Below are 20,567 nucleotides of genomic sequence, written 5' to 3'. Positions count from 1 at the left end.
GATCAGCCTGGCTTGTTGTTGAAGAGGGGGTGCAGCGAGCTGTGCTTGGCATCGAACACTTCGGCACCGACGTCGACCTGCAAGGTCACGCCGACGTACATGCTGGCGATCAAGGGCTCGAAGTGCCCCTTCGCGACGGCCGACAGCGCCCGGCCGACGCCTTGATGCACGGCCTCGCTGCGGCCGCGACCCATGCGCAGGTTCAGGTAGGCGAAGCCGTAGTCGCCGTCACCGCCGGCGGCGCGCCCGGCCGCGCCGCCATCGCTGATCGCGAAGTGCGGCGCCGGGTACGCGAGCGCGCGCGTGCCGCCGGGCGGGAACACCGGGGAACCCGCTTCGTCGCGCTGCGCCAGCATCGCGTCGACGAGGCCGCGGCACAGCGCCGACATGTCGGTGCGCGCTTCGAGATTGGCGCTGTAGAGGATCACGAGATGCGGCATCGCTGATCGCTGTTCAAAGGCGCGTCGCAACTGACGCGTAGCCCTCGGCGCTGGACGCCACGGGCTTGGGCACCGCCCGGCCGTCCTGCGGCGTGACCGGGAAGATCGCATTGATCTGCCCGGTGCCCGAGGAGCCGAAGTACGGCGTCACGACCTCGGCGCGGCCTTCGTACGCCGACCAGCCGAGCACGCCCATCAGCATCGCGGTGTCGTGCATGAAGCCTTCGCCGTGACCCTTCGCGGCGTACTCGGGCAGCATGCCGCAGAAGGTCTTCCAGTCGCCGCGCTTCCAGATCTCGACCACCTCGTGGTCCAGCGTCTCGAGGAAGGGGCTCCAGGTCTTGAACGCGAACTCGTCCGCCAGCCCGTTCTGCGCGAAGCGGTGGCTCAGCGATCCGCTCGCGAGGAAGGCCACGGTGCCGTCGTAGTGGTCTTCCACCGCCTTGCGCATCGCCCAGCCCAGCCGCGCGCTGTCGTTCAGGTAGTGCGCCATGCACAGCGCCGAGACCGACACCACCTTGAAGTGCCGGTCGGCGTTCATGTAGCGCATCGGCACCAGGGTGCCGTACTCGGGGCCGAGTGTCGTGGCCGGATGGGCGAGCGTGTCCACGCCGTGCTCGTTGCAGCCCTGGGCCAGCAGTTGCCCGAGCGCCGGGTTGCCTGGGAACGCGAATGCCAGGTTGCTGATGAAGTGCGGCAGTTCGTTGCTGGTGTAGGTGCCCGAAAACTGAGGGGCGCAGTTGACGTGGTAGCTGGCGTTGACCAGCCAGTGGGTGTCGAACACGACGATCGTGTCGACGCCGAGCTCGCGGCAGCGGCGACCGATCTCGACGTGGCCGTCGATCGCCGCCTGGCGGCTGCCCTTGCGCGGGCCTTCGAGCTCGCTCAGGTACATCGACGGTACGTGCGTGATCTTGGCGGCGAGTGCGACTTTGCCCATGCGGGTCTCCTTGAATTCCTTGAATATCAGTCGGCGGGCTCAGGTTCCCCAGTGGGGAATGTGGTGCGAGCCGAGCGACACCGCGACGTTCTTCGGCTCGAGGAACACCTCGTAGCTCCAGGTGCCGCCTTCGCGCCCGGTGCCGCTGGCCTTGGTCCCGCCGAAGGGCTGACGCAGGTCGCGCACGTTCTGGCTGTTGACGAAGCACATGCCGGCCTCGATCGCGGCCGCCACGCGGTGCGCGCGGCCGAGGTTCTCGGTCCAGACGTAGCTCGACAGGCCGTACTGGATGTCGTTGGCCTGCGCGATCGCGTCAGTCTCGTCGACGAACGGGATCAGGCACGCGACCGGGCCGAAGATCTCTTCCTGCGCGATGCGCATCGAGTTGCTCACGTCGGCGAACACGGTCGGGCGCACGAAGTTGCCCTTCTTGATCGACTCGGGCAGTTCCGGCGCATCGACCCCGCCGGCGAGCAGCGTGGCCCCCTCCTTCGAGCCGAGCTCGATGTAGCTGCGCACCTTGGCGAGATGGCCGGGGCTGATCATCGGGCCGACGATGGTCGCTTCGACCATCGGGTCGCCGACGGCGATGCGCTTCGCGCGCTCGGCGAAGCGCCTGGCGAACTCGGCATAGATCGACTTCTGGATCAGGATGCGCGAGCCGGCGGTGCAGCGCTCGCCGTTGTTCGAGAAGATCATGAAGATCGCGGCATCGAGCGCGCGCTCAAAGTCCGCGTCCTCGAAGACGACGAACGGGCTCTTGCCGCCGAGCTCCATGCTGAACTTCTTCAGGCCTGCGTTGCGCACGATGCGCTGGCCGGTGGCGGTCGAGCCGGTGAACGAGATCGCGCGCACGTCGGGGTGGCCGCACAGCGGCTCGCCCGTCTCCTTTCCGAAGCCGTGCACGATGTTCAGCACGCCTGGCGGCAGGCCGGCCTCGGTGGCGAGTTCGCCGAAGCGCGAGATGCTCAGCGGCGACAACTCGCTCATCTTCAACACCGCGGTATTGCCGAAGGCCAGGCACGGCGCGATCTTCCAGGTGCCGGTCATGAAGGGCACGTTCCACGGCGAGATCAGTGCGCACACGCCGACCGGGTGATAGAGCGTGTAGTTCAGGTGCGTGGGCGTCGGGTAGGTGTGGCCGTCGACGCGGGTGCACATCTCGGCAAAGTAGTGGAAGTTGTCGGCCGCGCGCGGCACCAGGTTCTTGCGTGTCTGCGAGATCACCTGACCGGTGTCGCGCGTCTCGAGTTCGGAGATTTCGGGCACGTGCGCTTTGATCAGGTCGCCGAGCCTGACCATCATCTTCGCGCGCTCGGTGGCAGGCAGCGCGGCCCACTTCGGGAAGGCCGCCTTGGCGGCAGCCACCGCGGTGTTGATCTCGTCGGCGCCGCCGGAAGCCACCTCGGCCAGCACGCCCTGGGTGGCAGGGTTGACGGTCTCGAAATAGTCGCGGCTCTCGACGGACTTGCCGTTGATCAGGTGCTGGATGCGCATGATGGAAATGCTCCTTATCGTCCAAATGCTTCGTCGCCGACGAGGGTGTTGAGCAGCCGACCGATGCCGTCGATTTCGGTGACCACTTCATCGCCCGGATTGACGTTGACCACACCCTCGGGCGTGCCGGTCAGGATCACGTCGCCGGGCGACAGTGTCATGAAGCTGCTCAGGTATTCGATCAGCGCCGGCACGTCGTTGACCAGGTCGCGCGTGTTGCCGCTCTGCGTGAGCTTGCCGTTGACGAACGTGCGCAGATCGAGCGCGTGCGGGTCGGCCACATGGGCCGCCGGCACGAACCAGGGGCCGAGCACGGTGCAGGCGTCGCGGCTCTTGACGCGCAGGTTCGGCCGATACCAGTTTTCGAGGTAGTCGCGGATGGCGTAGTCGTTCGCGACGGTGTAGCCCGCGACGACCTCCATCGCATCGCCGCGCGCCACGTTCTTCGCGGTCTTGCCGATGATCACCGCGAGCTCGCACTCGTAGTGCATGAAGGTCGCGTCGCTCGGCCGGCGTGTGAAGCCGCGGTGCCCGATCAGCGTGTTCGGCGCCTTCAGGAAGGCGAGCGGCTCGTCCTTCGCGCTCAGCGTCAGCTCCTTGGCGAGCTCCCTCACGTGGTCGGCGTAGTTGATGCCGAGCGCGATGATCGTGCCGACCTCGAACGGCGGCAGCCACACGACCTCGGTCTCGCGCAACACACGGCCGTCGGTGAGGCGCACGCCATCGACGTGCTCGACCGCGTCGTGGATGGCGCCGCCAAAGGCGACCCGCGCAGTGCGCTTCATGGTCGAGCCTGTCATGCGAGCGCTCCTTCGGCGATCAACGGGTTGTCGAGCCGCCCCAGCCCGTCGATCGCGATGCTGACGCGCTGGCCAGCGCGCGCGCGCGGCGCCCCGGCGGCGACGCCGACCGACAGCACATCGCCCGGCGCCAGCGTCATGAAATCGCTGACCTCGGCGATCAGTTGCGCGGTCGAGCGAATCAGCCCGGCCGTGCTCGCGCGTTGCACGGCCTCGCCGTCGATCGTGACGACGATGCCCAATGCGTCGGGCGAGCCGATCGCCGCGCGCGCCACGAACGGCCCGATCGGGCAGAAGGTATCGCGCGCCTTGAAGCGCAGCGACGGGCGGTAGTACGAATCGTGGGGCACGCTGACGTCGTTGACGATCACATAGCCTGCCACGAAGCTCAGGGCATCCGACGCGTCGACGCGGCAGGCCGGGCGGCCGATCACCAGGCCCAGCGTGGCGCCGATCTCGAGCGCCTCCACACCCGCCGGCACGACGATCGGCTGGCCGGCATCGATCCAGGTGTTGCGTGGCTTGATGTAGAGGATCGGCGCCTTCGGCGCGGCCTTGTACGGCGGCTCGTTGACGGCGCTGCCGAGCGCCGCGAGCGCGTCGCGATGGTTCAGCAGCGTGCCGTAGACGGTGCCTCGGCGCGGGGGTTGTCGCATGACGTTCATCGCATGTCTCCTTGTGCACTCCATCAGCCGTTCAGATGCACGAGCCACAGCGAAATGCTCGGCACCAGCAGCAGCAGCACGATGCGCACGAGATCCGAGACCAGGAACGGCATCACGCCCTTCGCGGTCTCGAGGTACGGCGTGTCCTTCGCGAGCTTCTGGATGATGAACAGGTTCATCCCGAGCGGCGGGTGCACGAGGCCGATCTCCACCACCATCAACGCGAGGATGCCGAACCAGATCGACTTGTCGACCGCGGCCATGCCGTAGAAGTCGAGCCCCATCACGACCGGGTAGAAGATCGGGATCGTCAGCAGGATCATCGCGAGCGAATCCATCACGCAGCCGAGCAGGATGTAGACGACCAGGATCGCCACCATCACCAGCAGTGGCGCCATCCCGCTGCCCTTGACCCAACTCGCCAGTTCGCCCGGCAATTGCGTGATCGCCAAGCCCGCGTTGAGCACATCAGCGCCGAGCAGCACCATGTAGATCATCGCGGTGGCGTGCGCCGTGCCGATGATGCTGGCGCGCAGTCCCGGCCAGCGCATGCCGCCGCGCAGCACGGCGAGCGCGCCGCATGCGGCCGCACCGATCGATGCCGCCTCGGTCGGGTTCGCCCAGCCGCCGTAGATGCCGACGATCACGACGAGGAATACGCCGGCGACCGGCAGCACCTCGACCACAGAGCTCAGCCGATCGGCCCAGCTCGCCTTGTCGCCGGCCGGGCCCGACGCGGGATTCAGCGTGACGAAGAGCCGGATCACGAGCATGTAGCCGAAGGTCGCGATCAGGCCGGGGATCACCGCGGCGACGAACAGCTTGCCGATCGATTCCTGCGTCAGCACCGCGTAGATCACCAGCGGCACCGACGGCGGAATCAGGATCCCCAAGGTGCCGGCCGCCGCCAGCGTGCCTGTGGCCAGCCGCCCCGAGTAGCCGTGCGCTCGCAGCTCGGGCAGTGCCACCTGCCCCATCGTCGCGGCGGTCGCGAGCGACGAGCCGCAGATCGCGCCGAAGCCGGCGCAGGCGCCGGTCGCAGCCATCGCCAGGCCGCCTCGGAAGTGACCGATGAAGGCCGCCGCGCAGCGGAACAAGGCCTTCGAGAGCCCGCCGTTGGTGGCGAACTGGCCCATCAGCATGAACAGCGGGATCACCGCGAGGTCGTAGTTCGACAGCCGTGCGTAAGCCAGGTTGTTGAGCGTGAACAGCAGCGCGTTGAAGTCACCGTGGTTCATCGCGAGGAACGCCGCGGACCCGGCGAAGAACATGCCGATGCCGACGTGGATGCGGAACACCAGCAGGCACATCAGGCACGCGAAGATCGTCAGGCCGAGCGCCATGCCGCTCATGGCGTGCCTCCCATTGCCTCGTCCAGCGAGCGGTGCGTGCGATAGAGGCCGCACAGCGCCAGCAACGCGAAGCTGGGGACCAGCAGTGCCACCGGTTGCCACATCGGGATCGTCAGCAGGGTCGACACCTCGCCCGACGAATAGCCGTCGACGACCGCCAACACGGTGCGCCAGGTGATGAGCCCGGCGGCGACGCTGAGCAACAGGTGCGCCACCATGTCGAGCACGGCCCGGCTGCGCGCGCTCATCCAGCCGGTCAGCGCATCGACCTTGATGTTGTGGTCGTGCAGTTCGCACAGCGGCAGGAACGCGGCCGCGCCGACCGCCGCGCCCATCTGCATCAGCTCGACATCGCCCTGCACCGGCGCGGCGAACAGCTTGCGCCCGACGATCGAGACGATCGACATCGCGATCAGCGCGCAGAAGGTCAGCCCGCCCAGCATCGTGAAGAGTGTCGCGACGCGGTCGAGCAGGCGCCCGACCGCTCGCGTGGACACGCCCTCGACGGCGCCCTCGCGCTCGATGAATTCAGCCATGGTATGAGTCTCCGAAGTCGTGGGGAGCGATCACTTCATGTACTTCGCACCGATGGCCCGCACTTCCTTGACCAGCATCGCGCCGTCGAGGCCCTTCGACGCGACTTCCTTGGCCCACTCGACCTCGACCGTCGCCGAAGCCTTGCGCATCGCCTCGTAGTCTTCGGGCTTGACGGTGAGCGTCTTGTTGCCGGCGTCGTTGGCGATCCTGCGGCCGTCGACGATGGCCTTGTCCCAGGCCGTGCCGGCGAGCTCGACCAGGTAAGGGCCGGTGGCCTTGTCGAGCAACGCCTTCAGGTCCGGCGGCAGGCCGTCGTATTTGGCCTTGTTCATCAGCATCACCAGCGGGTTCTGCGTGAACGCCGCCTGATTCGCCGGACCTTCCATGTGGTACTTCGTCACTTCCTGCAGCTTGACCGCGGGTACCAGTTCCCAGGTCGCCATCGCGCCGTCGACCACGCCCTTGGAGACCGCCTCGGTGATCTGCGCCGGCGGCATGTTGACCGGGGCGCCGCCGAGCGCCGTCAGCAGCTTGGCCGCGCTGCGCGACGGGCTGCGCAGCTTGACGCCCTTGAAGCCGTCGACGTTCAGGATCGGCTTGCTCGCGGTGCTCATGATGACGCCGCTGCCGGTGAACATCGCCAGCAGCTTGAAGTCGGCGTAGTCCTTCGCAGCGTACTTCTGGCTGTACTCCCACATCACCTTGCTCCCGGCCAGGCCCCCCGGCGGCAGCGTGAACGGCTGCTCCAGCGCCTCGGTGTACGGGAAGCGGCCCGACGAGTAGCTCGGCGAGGTCATCACGATGTCGGCCACCGCGTTCTTCGCCTGATCTGCCAGTTGCGGCGGCGTGCCGCCCAACTGCATCGCCGGGTAGATCTGGCACTTCAGCTTGCCGCCGGAATCCTTGGCCAGCTTGTCGCACCAGGGCTCGAGAACGGTCTTCTGGTAGTTGGAGTTCGGCGGCAGGAAATGCGAGACCTTGAGCGTGATGTCCTGCGCGTACAAGGCGGGCGCGGTCATGAAGAAGGCGGCGCAGAGGAGGCGCTTCAAGGCGGCGGTGCGGGCAGTGGTCATGGGCTTGTCTCCGTTCGTTGGACTGCGTGGCGACCAGGTTCGCTCTCGGAGCCCGGTCATCATTTGACTAACATGTGCGTAATTATTTTGCTAATATCTTAGTAAGTCAAGCAACCGCAGCGACCGGATTGCTAGGCACTTACCCTAGGTCGGGATCAGTGCGAGCCGATCAGGCATCAACTCGGTTGGCGGTGCTTTCGGGCCGAATGGCCCGTTGGATGGCACGCTGAGCCACTGCCGGCAGCTCGACCTTGTCGGCCGAGGTGCGTCCAGCCAGCGTCGCGATCAACGGTCCCTGTGCACATCGATGTTGCGAGCCACGGCAGCGACGCGCACATCCGATCCGGGACGAACCCGGAGAAGCGCGAGTTCACTGATCAACCACACCGGGCGGCGAACCTGCGGCTGCAGATGCGCAGCGCGGAAGGCCGCGCACTCGCGCTGATGGAGTGGATGCCGCAGTGGCCCCAGCGAATTCGGTAGATGACGCTGAACGGGGCCGGTTCGCCGGTTCACTATGATGTGAGTCAACCCCGGGCGATCTGCCCCGACCAAGGCGAGAACAGCATGTCGATCGAATTGCGTCACCGCAACCTGCCCCAATTGATGCTGCAGGCGCGTGAAGCCCTGATGGCGCAGTTCCGGCCGATCCTGAACGAGAACGGCGTGACCGAACAGCAGTGGCGCATCGTCAGAGCCCTGCTGATGCAAGGGCCGCTGGAGCCTCGGCAGTTGTGCGAGATGTGCCAGATCTCCAGCCCCAGCATCGTCGGCGTGCTGCAACGACTGGAGGAGGCTGGCCTGGTCGTTCGCGAGCGCATGCCCGACGACCAGCGCCGCGTTCGCGTCTCGGTCACCGCGCGCAGCCGCCAACTCGGGCGTCGCATGATCCCGGCGATCGAAGAACGCTATGCAGGCATCGAGGAGATGGTCGGCGTCAAGACCTTGCAGGAGGTCTACGATGTCCTGGACGCGCTGCTTTCGTCGCTGTGTCAGGCACCCGCCGACGCGGGCGCCGAAGCAGACGACACCACCGTCTCTCCGGCGCGCGCCGCACGCCGCCGCTGACATTGGGAGACCCGTGACGCTAACCTGATCGCCGCGATCCCCGCGAGGGCATCGGCAAGGAAGTGCTCCCCGAAGGCCTGCGCGCGCTCAAGGCTGCGGCGCACTCTTTCCCTGGCACAGCTTGAGGCGGTCGGCTTTCTGGCGCGGCGTGCGTTCGAAGGCCAGGCCTGGCGCGGGTTGCGCCCGGCCGATCGCGAACCGCTGCTGTTCCGGCTGTCGCTGCTGATCGAGGAACACGCCGCGACCCCGAGACGCAGCTCGGCCCGGTCGTCTCGAAGCGCCACTTCGAGCGCGTGATGGGCTACATCGATGGCGCGAAAGCCGAAGGCGCGACGGTGCTGACCGGCGGCGCGCGCGCGTTCGATGGCGGCTATTTCGTGCAGCCGACCGTGTTCGTCGACACCTTGGAGTCGATGCGCATCGTGCGCGAAGAGGTGTTCGGCCCGGTGCTCGTCGCCGTGCCATTCGACGACGTAGAAGACGCTGTCCGGCAGGCGAACGACACGCCTTTCGGCCTCGCAGCGAGCGTCTGGTCGAATGACCTGTCGGCAGTGCATCGCATCGTGCCGCGCCTGCGGGCCGGCACTGTCTGGGTCAACGCGCACAACGAGCTCGACGACGCAATCGATAACTGATGCTCCAGGCACATCAATCCTTTCGAACTATGCAATTCCGTATCCGTTAGGCATTGGTCAGACTGCGTCTCATGAGTTGCCCTTTCAGAGCAACCAACCGCCAGGAGACCACCCCGTGCAAAACGCAGACAACCCCTTGACCGACTGGATCGGTCGCAGCGAGACCGTCGAAGACACTGCCTATCCCACGCCCGCGATCGCACAGACCGCCACGTTGGACCATCCCCGTACGCCGTTGTCAGCGGGCACCGCACTTCCGCCGCTGTGGCACTGGCTGTACTTCCTGCCGATGCACCAGCAATCGGGGATCGGGCCCGACGGCCACGCCCGGCGTGGCGGCTTCCTGCCCCCGGTTCCGCTGCCGCGGCGCATGTGGGCCGGCAGCCAGTTCGAGTTCCGCGCGCCGATCCGCATCGGCGATCGGATGGCCCGCACGTCGACGATCGACGACGTGACGACCAAGGAGGGCCGTACCGGCAAGCTCGTGTTCGTCAGGGTGCGCCACGAACTGCGCACCAATGGCGCGAGTGACCCCTCGCTGGTCGAATTCCACGACATCGTCTACCGCGAAGCACAGCGCCCCGATGACATCGCGCCGCCGCCGCAGCGCGCCGAGGCGAACGCGCCCTGGCAACGCGAGATCGTGCCCGACGACGTGCTGCTGTTCCGCTACTCGGCGCTCACGTTCAATGGCCACCGCATCCACTACGACCGCAAGTACGTGACCGAGGTCGAGGGCTATCCCGGCCTGATCGTGCATGGCCCGCTGATCGCGACCTTGCTGATGGACCTGCTGCGGCGTGAGATGCCACAGGCCGATGTGGCCAGCTTTCGTTTCAAGGCGGTCCGGCCGACCTTTGATCCGCATCCGTTCCGCGTCAATGGCGCACTGCAGCCCGATGGCAAGACCGTGCGCCTCTGGGCTCAAGACCATGAAGGGTGGCTGACGATGGACGCCACCGCCACCTTGCGCTGAAGGAGACTGAAATGAGACCCCCAAGCTCGCTGCGTTCGCGGCCCCCCGAGGGGGCGCTCAGTTCCTTCGGAACGGCCGGGCGGAACTGACATGCAACCCCTCAAAGGCCTCACCGTCGTCACGCTCGAACACGCGATCGCGGCGCCGTTCGCGACACGCCAGCTCGCCGATCTCGGTGCGCGTGTCATCAAGATCGAGCGTCCCGGGGCGGGCGACTTCGCTCGCGCCTACGACTCGCGGGTGCGTGGGCTCGCCTCTCATTTCGTCTGGACCAACCGCTCGAAGGAGAGCATGACGCTCGACGTCAAGCATCCGGAGGCCGCCAAGGTGCTCGAACGCCTGGTGATCGAGAAGGCCGACGTGGTGGTGCAGAACCTCGCGCCCGGCGCGGCGGCGCGACTCGGGCTCGGCTACGCAGCGCTTGCGGCAAAGAAGCCGGGCATCATCGTCTGCGACATCTCCGGCTACGGCGCTGATGGCCCGTACCGCGACAAGAAGGCCTACGACCTGCTCATCCAGAGCGAAGCCGGGTTCGTCTCGGTGACTGGCACGCCCGACGAGCCGAGCAAGGCCGGCCCGTCGATCGCCGACATCGCCGCGGGCATGTACGCCTACACCAACATCCTCGCGGCGCTGTTGCAGCGTGGCCAGACCGGCAGGGGCCAGCACATCGACATCTCGATGCTCGAGTCGCTTGCCGAGTGGACCAGCTATCCGCTCTACTACGCCTTCGATGGCGCGCCGCCACCGCCGCGCACCGGCGCCAGCCACGCGACGATCTATCCGTACGGCCCGTTCCCGACCGGCGGCAACGGCACCGTGATGATGGGCCTGCAGAACGAGCGCGAGTGGCTCAAGTTCTGCGAGGTCGTGCTGCAGCAGCCGGCCGTGGCAACCGACCCGCGCTTCACAGGCAACGCCAAACGTGTGGCGAACCGCGACGCCCTCAAGGGACTGATCACCGAGGCATTCGCGTCGCTGACCGCGCCGCAGGTCGTCGAGCGGCTCGAGGCCGCACAGATCGCGAACGCGCGCGTCAACACGATGCACGAGGTCTGGGCACACCCGCAGTTGAAGGCGCGCGAGCGCTGGCGTGAAGTCGGCTCGCCGGCCGGCAAGCTGCCGGCAATGCTGCCGCCCGGCACCTGGGACGAGGGCCCGCGCATGGACCCCGTGCCAGGGCTTGGCGAACACACCGATTCGATCCTGGCGGAACTGGGGCTGGGCGGTGAGGAGATCCGTTCCTTGCATGAAGTCGGTGCGGTGTGACATGAGCGCACCCGTTGCCCGCACCTATCTGTTCGTTCCCGGCAATCGCCCGGAGCGCTTCGCGAAGGCACTCGCGAGTGCCGCCGACGCGGTGGTGCTCGACCTCGAGGACGCTGTTGCGGTCGACGACAAGTCGAGTGCCCGCGAAGCGGTCGGCGCCCAATTCGCCGGCATGTCGCCCGAAGCACGCCGCCGCATCGTCGTGCGCATCAACGACGTCGCGAGCAGCTGGTTTGCGATGGACCTGCGCATGCTGCTGCACAGCGGAGCCACCCAGGTGATGTTGCCGAAAGCCGAAGCGGCGGCGCAGATCGCCGAGGTGCTCGGCGCCGTGCCCGATGCCGACGTGCTCGCGTTGATCGAGAGCGCGCGCGGCGTGGCGGCGGTCGACGAGATCGCCGCGGCAGCCGGCGTGTCGCGACTCGTGTTCGGAACGCTCGACTTCGCGCTCGACCTCGATCTCGACAACGGCTCCGACGACGAGGGCCTCGCGTACGCGGCGGGTCGCATCGCCGTCGCAGCGCGCGCCGCGGGTCTGGCCGCACCGGTGGCCGGCGTGACCCCGCAGCTCGACGATGAAGCGCGTCTGCTCGCCGACCTGGCACGGGCCCGGCGATTCGGCTTCGGCGCGAAGCTCTGCATCCACCCGAAGCAGGTCGACCCGATTCATCGCGCGCTGCAACCCAGCACGGCGGCCCTTGACTGGGCGCGTCGCGTGCTCGAGGCCGAGGCCGCGTCGCCCGGTGCAGCCAAGCTCGACGGCCGAATGGTCGATCGACCGGTCGTGCTGCAGGCCCAGCGAATCTTGACGCGCAACGCCCACTGACCCTCACCACCTCACACCGACGGAGACAACACCATGGCATCGACCATCATCGACTCGACGATCTTCCAGGGCATCTTCAGCAGCGACGCGATGCGTGAAGTCTGGTCGGACGAGAACCGCACCCGCAAGTACATCGACATCGAGCGGGCACTCGCCAAGGTCCAGGCCCGGCTGGGACTGATTCCGCAGGAGGCCGCCGACGAGATCATCAGTCACTGTCACCTCGACCAGATCGACATGGTCAAGCTCCGCGCTCAGACCGAGCGCATCGGCTACCCGATCCTCGGCGTCGTCTCGCAACTCAACGCGCTGTGTCGGGACAAGCTGGGCGAGTACGTTCACTGGGGTGCCACGACGCAGGACATCACCGACACCGCGACCGTGCTGCAGATTCGCGAGGCGCTCGCGCTCGTCGACGCCGACCTGGCGGCCATTTCCAAGACGATGGCCGACCTCGCGCGCAAGCATCGGCTCACGCCGATGATCGGTCGCAGCAATCTGCAGCAGGCGATTCCGGTCACCTTCGGCTACAAGATGGCCGGGCTGCTCTCGGCGATCGAGCGCCACCGCACCCGCCTTGCTCAGCTGCGACCGCGCGTGCTCGTCGGCGAGTTCGCCGGCGCAGCGGGCACGCTCGCGTCGCTCGCGACCGGCGCGATGGAAACGCAGGCCGGTCTGATGGAGGAGTTGGGCCTCGGCCAGCCCGACATCGCATGGCACACGATCCGCGACAACATCGCCGAGGTCGGCTGCTTCCTCGGTCTCGTCGGCGGCACGCTCGGCAAGTTCAGCATGGACGTGAAGCTGATGATGCAGACGGAGGTCGGCGAGGTCTACGAGCCGTTCGCGCACGGGCGCGGCTCAAGCAGCACCATGCCGCAGAAGCGCAACCCGATCAGCAGCTGCTACATCCATGCGCAGGTGTCGGTCGTGCGCCAGCACGCCGCAGCGCTGATGGACGCGATGATCGCCGACCACGAGCGCAGCACGGGCCCATGGGAGATCGAATGGATCGTGCTTCCCGAGGCCTTCTGCCTGATGGCCGGCGCACTGAAGCAGACGCGCTTCGTGCTTGACGGGTTGGAGGTCGACGAAGCGCAGATGCGCGCCAACATCGACATGACGGGCGGGCTGGTGATGAGCGAGGCCGTGATGATGGGCCTGGGCAACCACATCGGGCGCGAGTACGCGCACGACCTGGTCTACGACATCTGCCGCGTGGCGGTCAAGGAGAAGCGACCGCTGCTCGACCTGCTGTGCGAGCACCCGGAGATCAACAAGCACCTCGACCGCGCCGCGCTCGCCAGGCTCTGCGACCCGGCCAACTACCTCGGGCAGTCCGGCGTGATGGTCGACCGCGTTCTGAGCAAGTTGCGCTGACAAGCTCAGCTGATTCGCGACGAACCCAAGCCGCCGAAGAGCGGCGGGCCGTTGCGCCCTGATCGAAAGAATCACCGGAGACAAGCCGTGAAATTCCTAAAGCACCTCTACGTTCAGGTCCTGATCGGCCTGGTCATCGGCATCACCGTCGGCCACTACTGGCCCGAGTTCGGCGCAGCGCTGAAGCCGCTCGGCGACGGTTTCGTCAAGCTCGTGAAGATGATGATCGCGCCGATCGTCTTCTGCACGATCGTCAGCGGGATCACCTCGCTGAACGACTCCAAGGAGATCGGCAAGACGCTGCTCAAGTCGATGGGCCTGTTCTATGTGCTGACCATCCTCGCGCTGTTCACCGGCCTCGCCGCGGTGATGCTGCTGCAGCCGGGCCATGGCATGCACATCGACCCGGCGCATCTGGATGCTTCCGTGGCGGCCAAGTTCGGCAACAAGGCACCCCAGGGCTTCACGGAATTCGCGCTCCACATCATCCCGAGTTCGTTCTTTGGCGCGTTCGCAGAGGGCGAAGTGCTGCCGGTTCTGCTGCTTGCCGTGCTGTGCGGTTTCGGCCTGACGCGCATCGGAAAACCCGCGCAGCCGGTTCTCGACAGCATCGACGGCTTCTCGCACATGCTGTTCGCTGCGTTCGGCTTCATCATGAAGCTGGCGCCGCTCGGGGCGTTCGGCGCGATGGCGTTCACCGTGGGCCGCTACGGCATCAAGTCGATCGGATCGCTGGGCTTGCTGATCGGCACCTTCTACATCGCCTGCACCTTCTTCGTCGTCGTGGTGCTGGGCCTGCTCGCGCGCATGCACGGCTTCAAGCTGTGGCAGCTGATGCGCTACATCCGCGAGGAACTGCTCGTCGTGCTGGGCACCTCGTCGAGCGAGCCGGTGCTACCGCGGCTGCTCGTCAAGCTGGAACGCCTGGGCTGCAAGAAGGGCGTGGTGGGGCTGGTGCTGCCGACCGGCTACTCGTTCAACCTCGATGGCACGGCGATCTACCTGACGCTCGCGTCGATGTTCATCGCGCAAGCTTGCGACATCACGCTGTCATGGGTCCAGATCTTCTCGATGCTCGGCGTGATGCTGCTGACGTCGAAGGGGGCGGCAGGCGTGACCGGCAGCGGCTTCGTCGCGCTCGTCGCGACTCTGACCGTGATGCCCGATCTGCCGGTGGCGGGCGTGGCGCTGATCGTCGGCATCGATCGCTTCATGTCCGAAGCACGTGCGCTCACCAGCACGATCAGCAACGCGGTGGCCTGCATCGTGGTCTCGATCTGGGAGAAGGCCTGTGACCGCGACGTGCTGCAGCGTGAGCTGAGCGTCGACTACGCACGGACCGAGGAGGCGCTGGAGGAGGACGCCGCAGGCTTCCCCGTCGCCGCTGCCGCTCCGCAGCCGCTCAGCGCGCTTCACTGAGCAACGCGCGTCGATCCGGTCACCCGGCCCGGGCAGGGGCGCGCCTGGCGCGCCGCTGGCCTTTCATCTCGCTGATGAAGTCGTAGATCTGACGCGCGGCAGGCGACAGCGAACGCCCCTTGCGCCGTATCAGTCCGATGCGGCGCGTGATGACCGGGTCAACCAGCGGCACGCTGACGAGCAGCGGGTGGTCCGCATCCGGCATCGCCATCGACGGCACCGCGGCGACGCCCAGCCCGGCTTCGACCAAGCCGAGCATCGTCGTGACGTGCTGCGCTTCGAACAGAATCTGCGGCAGGCCGGCGACCCCGGAAAGCGCCTGGTCCAGCAACAACCGGTTGCCCGACGACTTGCCGACCGAGATGTAGTCGTAAGCCGCCAGCTCGGTCCAGGCGACGCGCCGCTTCTTCGCGAGCGGGTGATCTCGGCGGCAGGCGGCGACGAATCGCTCTTCGAGCAGCGGCTTGAACTCGATGTCGGGCTCCTGGCTGCCGATGAAGTTCAGACCGAAGTCGGCCTCGCTGCGCGCCACCGCAGAGAGCACCTCGTTCGCGCTCGCGTCGAACACCTTGATCCGGATCTTCGGGTAGCGCTCGTGATAGCGTGAAATCACCTGCGAGAGGTAGTAGTAGACGGTCGACGGCACGCACGCGATCGTCACCTCGCCCATGCGCGTCGCGGCGACGCCGCGAATGCCGAGCAGCGTGTTGTCCAGCTCGTCGAGCAGCGCCTGTACCTTGCGGTCGAACTCGCGGCCGACCGCCGTGAGGCTGACGCGCCGCGTCGTGCGGTCGAGCAGGCGGACGCCAAGCGCCAGCTCCAACTTCTCGATGCGCCGGCTGAACGCCGGCTGCGAAAGGTGGATCGCCTCGGCCGCCTTGCGGAAGTTGCTGGTCTCGGCCACCGCGCGGAAGGCCTGGAGGTCATTCAGATCGAAATTCATCGCCATGTGCCTGCCTCACTCCGTCATCACTCACTCAGCGATCGACAGTGTGCATCAATCGATCCTAATTGTGCAATTCACAAGCATGGATGCCGGCACGATGATCCGGTCCATGAACAAGATCCTTCCCTGCGTATTGATGCGTGCCGGAACTTCCCGCGGGCCGTTCTTCCTGCGCGAATGGTTGCCGGAGGACGATGCCACGCGCGACGAGGTGCTGATCGGCGCGGTGGGCGCCTCCGATCCGTTGCAGCTGGACGGCGTGGGTGGCGGCAGCACGCTCAACAGCAAGGTCGCGATCGTCTCGAAGTCCGGACAGCCGGGCTGCGATCTCGACTATCTATTCGCGCAAGTGGGCGTCGGGCAGCGCTCGGTCGACACGCGACCGAACTGCGGGAACATGCTTTCGGGCGTCGTGCCGTTTGCGATCGAGCAAGGCCTCATTGAGGCGACCGAAGGCACGACGACGGCACGGGTCTTCAACGTCAACACCGGCTCGCGCATCGACGTGACCGTGCGCACGCCGGGTCGGCGAATCACCTATGACGGCGACGCGCGCATCGACGGCGTGGCGGGCACTGCGTCGCCGATCCATCTCAATTTCTTGGACGCCTGGGGCGCCGTGACAGGCAGCGTGTTTCCGACAGGCCAGCGCATCGATCTCATCGACGGTACCGAGGTCACCTGCATCGACGCGGCGATGCCGCTGATGATCGTGCGGGCCACGGACATGGGCGTGACGGGAGCGGAAACGCCGGCCGAGCTCGACGCGAACACGGCATTGCTGGTTCGACTCGAATCGCTGCGACTCGCCGCCGGCCAACGCATGGGACTCGGTGACGTCTCCGCCAGCGTGATCCCGAAGCCGGTGCTCGTCAGCGAAGGCGCTGGCCCGGACACCGTCACGTCGCGCTACTTCACGCCGCGGCGTTGCCACGCATCGCATGCGGTGACCGGCGCGATCGGCGTCGCGAGCGCGTTCGCGCTGCCGGGTACGGTGGCGAGCGGCCGTCAAGCCATGGCTGGCAAGCGCGCGCTGGTCGTGCTGCATCCGGCAGGCCAGATCGACGTCGAAGTCGAGGTGAAAGGAGCCGGCGACACCGCGTCGATCCGCAGTGCCTCGCTCGTTCGCACCGCCCGAAAGATTCTGCAAGGGGAACTGCATATTCCCGATTACGTTTTTTCCAGACCCACCAATGGAGACTCCATGAACCTGAAGCAACTCATCGCCCCTGCGCTGGCCGCCGGGATCGGCGCGGTGGCCGCGCCGGGGGCACTTGCGGACTATCCGACCAAGACGATCACGATCGTGGTGCCCACCGCCGCAGGCGGCGGCAACGACGCGATGGCGCGCACGATCGCGCAGAAGCTGGGTCCGCTGCTCGGCCAGACGATCCTCATCGACAACCGCGCCGGCGCCAACGGTTCGATCGCCAGCGAGTTCGTGGCCCGCGCGGTGCCCGACGGCCACACGCTGATGCTGGGCTACATCGCAACGCACAGCATGAACCCGGCCCTGCAGAAGCTGAAGTACGACCCGGTGAACGACTTCGAGCCCATCGGGCTGGTCGGCTATTCGCCGACGCTGATGGTGGCGAATGCCTCGGTCGGCGTGAAAGACGTGAAGGACCTGGTCGCGCAGCTCAAGGCGAAACCGGACCGCTACACCTATGCGTCGGCGGGCAACGGGACGGCCCCACACTTCGCCGCCGAGCTGTTCAAGCTGAACGCCGGCGTGGTGATGCTGGGAGTCCCCTACAAAGGCGCGGCGCCGGCGGTCAGCGACACGATCGGCGGTCAGACGCAGTTCATGTTCCCGAGCCTGTTCACCGCCTATCCGTTCATCAAGAACGGCAAGCTGAAGGCCATGGCGGTGGCTGGACCGAAGCGGGTTGCGAACCTGCCCGACGTGCCGACGCTCAAGGAAGCCGGCGTGGATGGTGTCGACGTGACGCAGTGGTACGCGATCTTTGCGCCTGCCAAGACGCCCAAGGCGATCGTCGAGCAGCTGAACAAGGCGCTGAATCAGCTGCTGTCGGACAAAGAGGTGATCAAGCGCATGGAGGACCACGGCGCCCATGTGGAAACCAGCACGCCCGATCAGCTGCGGGCGCTCGTCGCGAGTGAATTGGTGAAATGGAAGAGCGTGGTGCAGAAGGCGAAGCTCGCCGCCGAATGAGGAATTCGGACACAACTTTGATTGCACCTCGGTCTTCGCGATGGAAGCACCAGACCTCTCTGGATCTCGCCGGGCGAATAGGTGACGTTCGTGGCTTCGCCGCAGGCGGTCGACGGAGTGCCCGCTTTGCGCCTGCTCATTTGTCACTCTGTACTTCCGCTTAGGGTCGTGACTGCGAGTTCGCGCGGTAGAGAAGCGGCCGCCGGCGCCGCGCGAACCGCCTCGTGGAGGTCTTACGGCTGCAGTACCTCGTACTGCCGTCGTTCGGGCCAGCGCCTGTGGCGATGCCCAACGACTGCTTGGTGGCAGTCAGAGCCCCCCGTCTCATCCCAACGGTCAGGGAAGTCACCGACCGTAGATGCCGCTGCCCAATGGTCACGATTTCGGCCCTGGGCACGAAGCCCAAGGGTCATTTCGCGATCTTCAACAAATGCGTCGGGCACGGCCTAGGCACGAAATGGGCACAGGACGGGCACAAAGCAAAACGCCGACCTTGCGGTCGGCGCTCGACTATTCTAAGTTATTGTTTTTGTTCTGGAATTTTGGTTGCGAGGGCAGGATTTGAACCTGCGACCTTTGGGTTATGAGCCCAACGAGCTACCAGACTGCTCCACCTCGCGACTGAGCCTGTGACTATAGCAGAGATTTCGAGCCCCCATCCAATTCATAAGCCAGCCGTCCGCAGGGTCTCGAGGAATCGCGTGCTGTCCTGGAAGCCGGCGATGCGCGCGGCCGGGATCTCGCGGCCTTGCGGGTCGAAGAAGATGGTGCCGGGCGGGCCGAACAGGTTGAAGCGCTTCAACAGTGCGCGGTCGTCGTCGTTGTTGGCGGTGACGTCGGCCTTCAGCAGCAGCGCGCCGCTCATCTTCTTGCGCACGGCCGGATCGATGAAGGTGAAGCGCTCCATCTCCTTGCACGAGACGCACCAGTCGGCGTAGAAGTCGAGCATCACGGGGCGGCCCGCGGTGCGCAGCGCTTGATCGAGTTCGGCGCTGCTGCGAACCGTCGTGAACACCGGGCCGGGCGCGACGGCAGCGTCGCCGCCGAGTTGCACCCGCAGGTGCGAGAGCGGCTGCAGCGGATTCGATCCGCCCGACGCGGCGCCGACGAGCTGCAGCAGGCCGCACACGGCGAGCACCGCCGCGATCGCGCGACGGCCGATGCTGCGGGTCCAATCGGTGCGGTGCCCGTGGTGATGCGACACCAGCATCACCGCGGCGCCGATCGCGAGGGCACCCCACAGCGCGAGCACCAGCGGGGCCGGCAGCACCGATTGCACGGTCCAGAGGGCGACGCCAAGCAGCAGCAAGCCGAAGAAGCGCTTCACCTCGTCCATCCAGCCGCCGGCGCGCGGCAGCAAGGCGCCGGCCGACGCCCCCATCAGCAGCAGCGGCACGCTCATGCCGGCGGCAAGCGAGAACAGCGCGGTGCCGCCGAGCCATACGTTGCGGGTCTGGCTCAGGTAGACGAGCGCGCCGGCCAGCGGGGCCGCGACGCATGGGCTGACGATCAGTGCCGAAAGGCCTCCCATCGCGAACACGCCGGCGAAGCGGCCGGCGGGCAGGCGTTGCGAGGCGTGCGAGAGGCGGCCGGTCAGCGCCGCTGGGAGCTGGAGTTCGTAGATGCCGAACATCGACAGCGAGAGGCCGACCAGCCCGAGCGCGAATACGGTCAGCAGCCACGGCTTCTGCAACGCCGCCGCGAGGCCTTCGCCGGCCAGCCCGGCCGCGACCCCGAGGGCCGTGTAGACCAGCGCCATGCCGAGCGAGTAGCTCGCCGCGAGGGCGAAGCCGCGGCCGCGCGAAACTTGCGCGCCGTGGCCGACGATGATCGACGACAGGATCGGCAGCATCGGCAGCACGCACGGCGTCAGTGACAGCAGCACGCCGGCGACGAAGAACACGCCGACGACGCTCCAGAACTTGCCGCCGCGCAGCGCGCCGTCGATGCCGGCGTCATCGGCCGCGTACCGTGGCCCAGCCTGCGAATCTGCGGACGAGGATGCCGCAGTGGCGCCCGGGCCCTCGCTCGCCGCCATCACGCGCGCCGAGCCATCGCCGCCGAAGCCAGCCAGGCTGACCTCGATGCCGCGCTGCTGCGGCGGATAGCACAGGCCCTTGTCGGCGCAGCCCTGGTTCGTCACCAACAGCTGAAAGCGTGCGGCGCCCTGCTGCACCGGAACCGCGATACGCACGATGTCGCGGTAGGTCTCGACGGTCTTCTGGAAGGTCTCGTCGAACTTCGTCTTGCCGGCCGGCAGCACCGGGGCGCCGAGCGTCGCGCCGTTCGCGGCGAACTTGAATTGCTCGCGGTAGAGGTAGTAGCCGGGTGCGACGGTGTAGATCACCTCGACGGTGCGCTCGTCGACCGCACGCGCGGCGAGCTTGAACGCGACCTCGGGGTCGAGGAAATCTTCTTCGGCGTGTGCCGAAAGCGCACCCATGAACAGCAGCGCAGCCGCGAGGAGTTGCAGCCACAGAGTCGTCAGGTGTCGTGTGCGCATGAATGGCGGATTTTGCTGTGGCTTGAATGACCTTGGGCGGGCGACGAGGTTCCCGGTTCAACGCA

Annotated in this window: 18 protein-coding genes, 1 tRNA gene and 1 pseudogene; 8 read left to right on the top strand and 12 right to left on the bottom strand. The window is 66.8% G+C overall.

Translation table 11 applies throughout. The features are described from left to right. Window positions 1–2: 2 nt before the first annotated feature. Genes AC1DTW_RS03730 through AC1DTW_RS03695 form a run of 8 tightly spaced genes read right to left on the bottom strand, consistent with a single transcriptional unit; the run spans window position 3 to window position 7,304 of the window. Window positions 3–440 (bottom strand): 5-carboxymethyl-2-hydroxymuconate isomerase, encoded by a 438-nt coding sequence (locus tag AC1DTW_RS03730; RefSeq protein WP_477979253.1) that lies wholly within the window; start codon window positions 438–440, stop codon window positions 3–5. 13 nt (window positions 441–453) lie between these two features. After that, a complete protein-coding gene (hpaD, locus tag AC1DTW_RS03725; RefSeq protein ID WP_477979251.1) occupies window positions 454–1,380 on the bottom strand; it encodes a 3,4-dihydroxyphenylacetate 2,3-dioxygenase in 927 nt (308 codons plus the stop codon). A gap of 39 nt (window positions 1,381–1,419) precedes the next feature. Beyond that, a complete protein-coding gene (gene hpaE / locus AC1DTW_RS03720; RefSeq protein WP_477979249.1) occupies window positions 1,420–2,877 on the bottom strand; it encodes a 5-carboxymethyl-2-hydroxymuconate semialdehyde dehydrogenase in 1,458 nt (485 codons plus the stop codon). 14 nt (window positions 2,878–2,891) lie between these two features. Continuing rightward, window positions 2,892–3,662, bottom strand: a complete 771-nt coding sequence (locus AC1DTW_RS03715) for a fumarylacetoacetate hydrolase family protein (RefSeq protein WP_477979797.1) — start codon at window positions 3,660–3,662, stop codon at window positions 2,892–2,894. Window positions 3,663–3,673: 11 nt separating this feature from the next. Beyond that, window positions 3,674–4,342 carry a fumarylacetoacetate hydrolase family protein gene (locus AC1DTW_RS03710; protein WP_477979247.1) on the bottom strand — a complete coding sequence of 223 codons (669 nt, stop codon included), beginning with the start codon at window positions 4,340–4,342 and terminating at the stop codon, window positions 3,674–3,676. Window positions 4,343–4,365: 23 nt separating this feature from the next. Further along, entirely contained in the window at window positions 4,366–5,694 is a 1,329-nt protein-coding gene (locus AC1DTW_RS03705; protein WP_477979245.1) for a TRAP transporter large permease, read from the bottom strand. Continuing rightward, entirely contained in the window at window positions 5,691–6,230 is a 540-nt protein-coding gene (locus AC1DTW_RS03700; RefSeq protein ID WP_477979243.1) for a TRAP transporter small permease, read from the bottom strand. The genes AC1DTW_RS03705 and AC1DTW_RS03700 overlap by 4 nt, the downstream gene beginning before the upstream one ends. A 30-nt stretch (window positions 6,231–6,260) precedes the next feature. Beyond that, window positions 6,261–7,304, bottom strand: a complete 1,044-nt coding sequence (locus AC1DTW_RS03695) for a TRAP transporter substrate-binding protein (protein ID WP_477979241.1) — start codon at window positions 7,302–7,304, stop codon at window positions 6,261–6,263. A gap of 483 nt (window positions 7,305–7,787) precedes the next feature. On the opposite strand from AC1DTW_RS03695, the gene hpaR reads away from it, so the two are divergent. Then, window positions 7,788–8,372: a homoprotocatechuate degradation operon regulator HpaR gene (hpaR, locus tag AC1DTW_RS03690; protein ID WP_477979239.1), complete on the top strand. Its 585-nt coding sequence runs from the start codon at window positions 7,788–7,790 to the stop codon at window positions 8,370–8,372. Window positions 8,373–8,459: 87 nt separating this feature from the next. Here hpaR and AC1DTW_RS03685 read toward each other — a convergent pair whose 3' ends face one another. Continuing rightward, window positions 8,460–8,609 carry a hypothetical protein gene (locus tag AC1DTW_RS03685; RefSeq protein WP_477979237.1) on the bottom strand — a complete coding sequence of 50 codons (150 nt, stop codon included), beginning with the start codon at window positions 8,607–8,609 and terminating at the stop codon, window positions 8,460–8,462. Between AC1DTW_RS03685 and AC1DTW_RS03680 the strand changes: the two are divergent. From AC1DTW_RS03680 to dctA, 6 genes and pseudogenes are all read left to right on the top strand, one after another. Next, a pseudogene (locus AC1DTW_RS03680) lies at window positions 8,609–8,989 on the top strand (aldehyde dehydrogenase family protein); the annotation flags it as partial. The gene AC1DTW_RS03685 and the pseudogene AC1DTW_RS03680 sit on opposite strands and share 1 nt — an antisense overlap. Window positions 8,990–9,122: 133 nt before the next feature. Then, window positions 9,123–9,983 (top strand): HTD2 family dehydratase, encoded by an 861-nt coding sequence (locus tag AC1DTW_RS03675; protein WP_477979235.1) that lies wholly within the window; start codon window positions 9,123–9,125, stop codon window positions 9,981–9,983. A gap of 90 nt (window positions 9,984–10,073) precedes the next feature. Beyond that, window positions 10,074–11,252 carry a CaiB/BaiF CoA transferase family protein gene (locus AC1DTW_RS03670; protein WP_477979232.1) on the top strand — a complete coding sequence of 393 codons (1,179 nt, stop codon included), beginning with the start codon at window positions 10,074–10,076 and terminating at the stop codon, window positions 11,250–11,252. Window position 11,253: 1 nt separating this feature from the next. Next, entirely contained in the window at window positions 11,254–12,078 is an 825-nt protein-coding gene (locus AC1DTW_RS03665; protein ID WP_477979230.1) for an HpcH/HpaI aldolase/citrate lyase family protein, read from the top strand. A 33-nt stretch (window positions 12,079–12,111) separates the two neighbouring features. Further along, on the top strand, window positions 12,112–13,458 hold the full coding sequence (gene pcaB / locus AC1DTW_RS03660) for a 3-carboxy-cis,cis-muconate cycloisomerase (protein ID WP_477979228.1): 1,347 nt from the start codon (window positions 12,112–12,114) through the stop codon (window positions 13,456–13,458). 87 nt (window positions 13,459–13,545) lie between these two features. After that, window positions 13,546–14,877: a C4-dicarboxylate transporter DctA gene (gene dctA / locus AC1DTW_RS03655; protein ID WP_477979226.1), complete on the top strand. Its 1,332-nt coding sequence runs from the start codon at window positions 13,546–13,548 to the stop codon at window positions 14,875–14,877. A gap of 19 nt (window positions 14,878–14,896) precedes the next feature. Here dctA and AC1DTW_RS03650 read toward each other — a convergent pair whose 3' ends face one another. Next, a complete protein-coding gene (locus AC1DTW_RS03650) occupies window positions 14,897–15,826 on the bottom strand; it encodes a LysR family transcriptional regulator (RefSeq protein ID WP_477979224.1) in 930 nt (309 codons plus the stop codon). A 79-nt stretch (window positions 15,827–15,905) separates the two neighbouring features. On the opposite strand from AC1DTW_RS03650, the gene AC1DTW_RS03645 reads away from it, so the two are divergent. Next, entirely contained in the window at window positions 15,906–17,999 is a 2,094-nt protein-coding gene (locus AC1DTW_RS03645) for a 4-oxalomesaconate tautomerase (RefSeq protein WP_477979222.1), read from the top strand. Window positions 18,000–18,542: 543 nt separating this feature from the next. On the opposite strand, the gene AC1DTW_RS03640 is transcribed toward AC1DTW_RS03645, so the two are convergent. Then, a tRNA-Met gene (locus AC1DTW_RS03640) sits at window positions 18,543–18,619 on the bottom strand. 44 nt (window positions 18,620–18,663) lie between these two features. Beyond that, window positions 18,664–20,502, bottom strand: a complete 1,839-nt coding sequence (dsbD, locus tag AC1DTW_RS03635) for a protein-disulfide reductase DsbD (protein ID WP_477979220.1) — start codon at window positions 20,500–20,502, stop codon at window positions 18,664–18,666. Window positions 20,503–20,567: the final 65 nt, after the last annotated feature.

Source organism: Rhizobacter sp. P5_A1, assembly GCF_056400745.1.
This window is presented reverse-complemented; position numbering and strand designations above follow the sequence as displayed.

Bases quoted from the DNA above. Each gene is read 5' to 3' on its own strand.
- AC1DTW_RS03710 (WP_477979247.1), bottom strand. From the start codon at position 4,342: ATGAACGTCATGCGACAACCCCCGCGCCGAGGCACCGTCTACGGCACG.
- AC1DTW_RS03650 (WP_477979224.1), bottom strand. From the start codon at position 15,826: ATGGCGATGAATTTCGATCTGAATGACCTCCAGGCCTTCCGCGCGGTG.
- AC1DTW_RS03665 (WP_477979230.1), top strand. From the start codon at position 11,254: ATGAGCGCACCCGTTGCCCGCACCTATCTGTTCGTTCCCGGCAATCGC.
- AC1DTW_RS03670 (WP_477979232.1), top strand. From the start codon at position 10,074: ATGCAACCCCTCAAAGGCCTCACCGTCGTCACGCTCGAACACGCGATC.
- AC1DTW_RS03705 (WP_477979245.1), bottom strand. From the start codon at position 5,694: ATGAGCGGCATGGCGCTCGGCCTGACGATCTTCGCGTGCCTGATGTGC.
- hpaE (WP_477979249.1), bottom strand. From the start codon at position 2,877: ATGCGCATCCAGCACCTGATCAACGGCAAGTCCGTCGAGAGCCGCGAC.
- AC1DTW_RS03645 (WP_477979222.1), top strand. From the start codon at position 15,906: ATGGATGCCGGCACGATGATCCGGTCCATGAACAAGATCCTTCCCTGC.
- AC1DTW_RS03700 (WP_477979243.1), bottom strand. From the start codon at position 6,230: ATGGCTGAATTCATCGAGCGCGAGGGCGCCGTCGAGGGCGTGTCCACG.
- pcaB (WP_477979228.1), top strand. From the start codon at position 12,112: ATGGCATCGACCATCATCGACTCGACGATCTTCCAGGGCATCTTCAGC.
- hpaR (WP_477979239.1), top strand. From the start codon at position 7,788: ATGACGCTGAACGGGGCCGGTTCGCCGGTTCACTATGATGTGAGTCAA.
- dsbD (WP_477979220.1), bottom strand. From the start codon at position 20,502: ATGCGCACACGACACCTGACGACTCTGTGGCTGCAACTCCTCGCGGCT.
- AC1DTW_RS03715 (WP_477979797.1), bottom strand. From the start codon at position 3,662: ATGAAGCGCACTGCGCGGGTCGCCTTTGGCGGCGCCATCCACGACGCG.
- AC1DTW_RS03730 (WP_477979253.1), bottom strand. From the start codon at position 440: ATGCCGCATCTCGTGATCCTCTACAGCGCCAATCTCGAAGCGCGCACC.
- hpaD (WP_477979251.1), bottom strand. From the start codon at position 1,380: ATGGGCAAAGTCGCACTCGCCGCCAAGATCACGCACGTACCGTCGATG.
- AC1DTW_RS03695 (WP_477979241.1), bottom strand. From the start codon at position 7,304: ATGACCACTGCCCGCACCGCCGCCTTGAAGCGCCTCCTCTGCGCCGCC.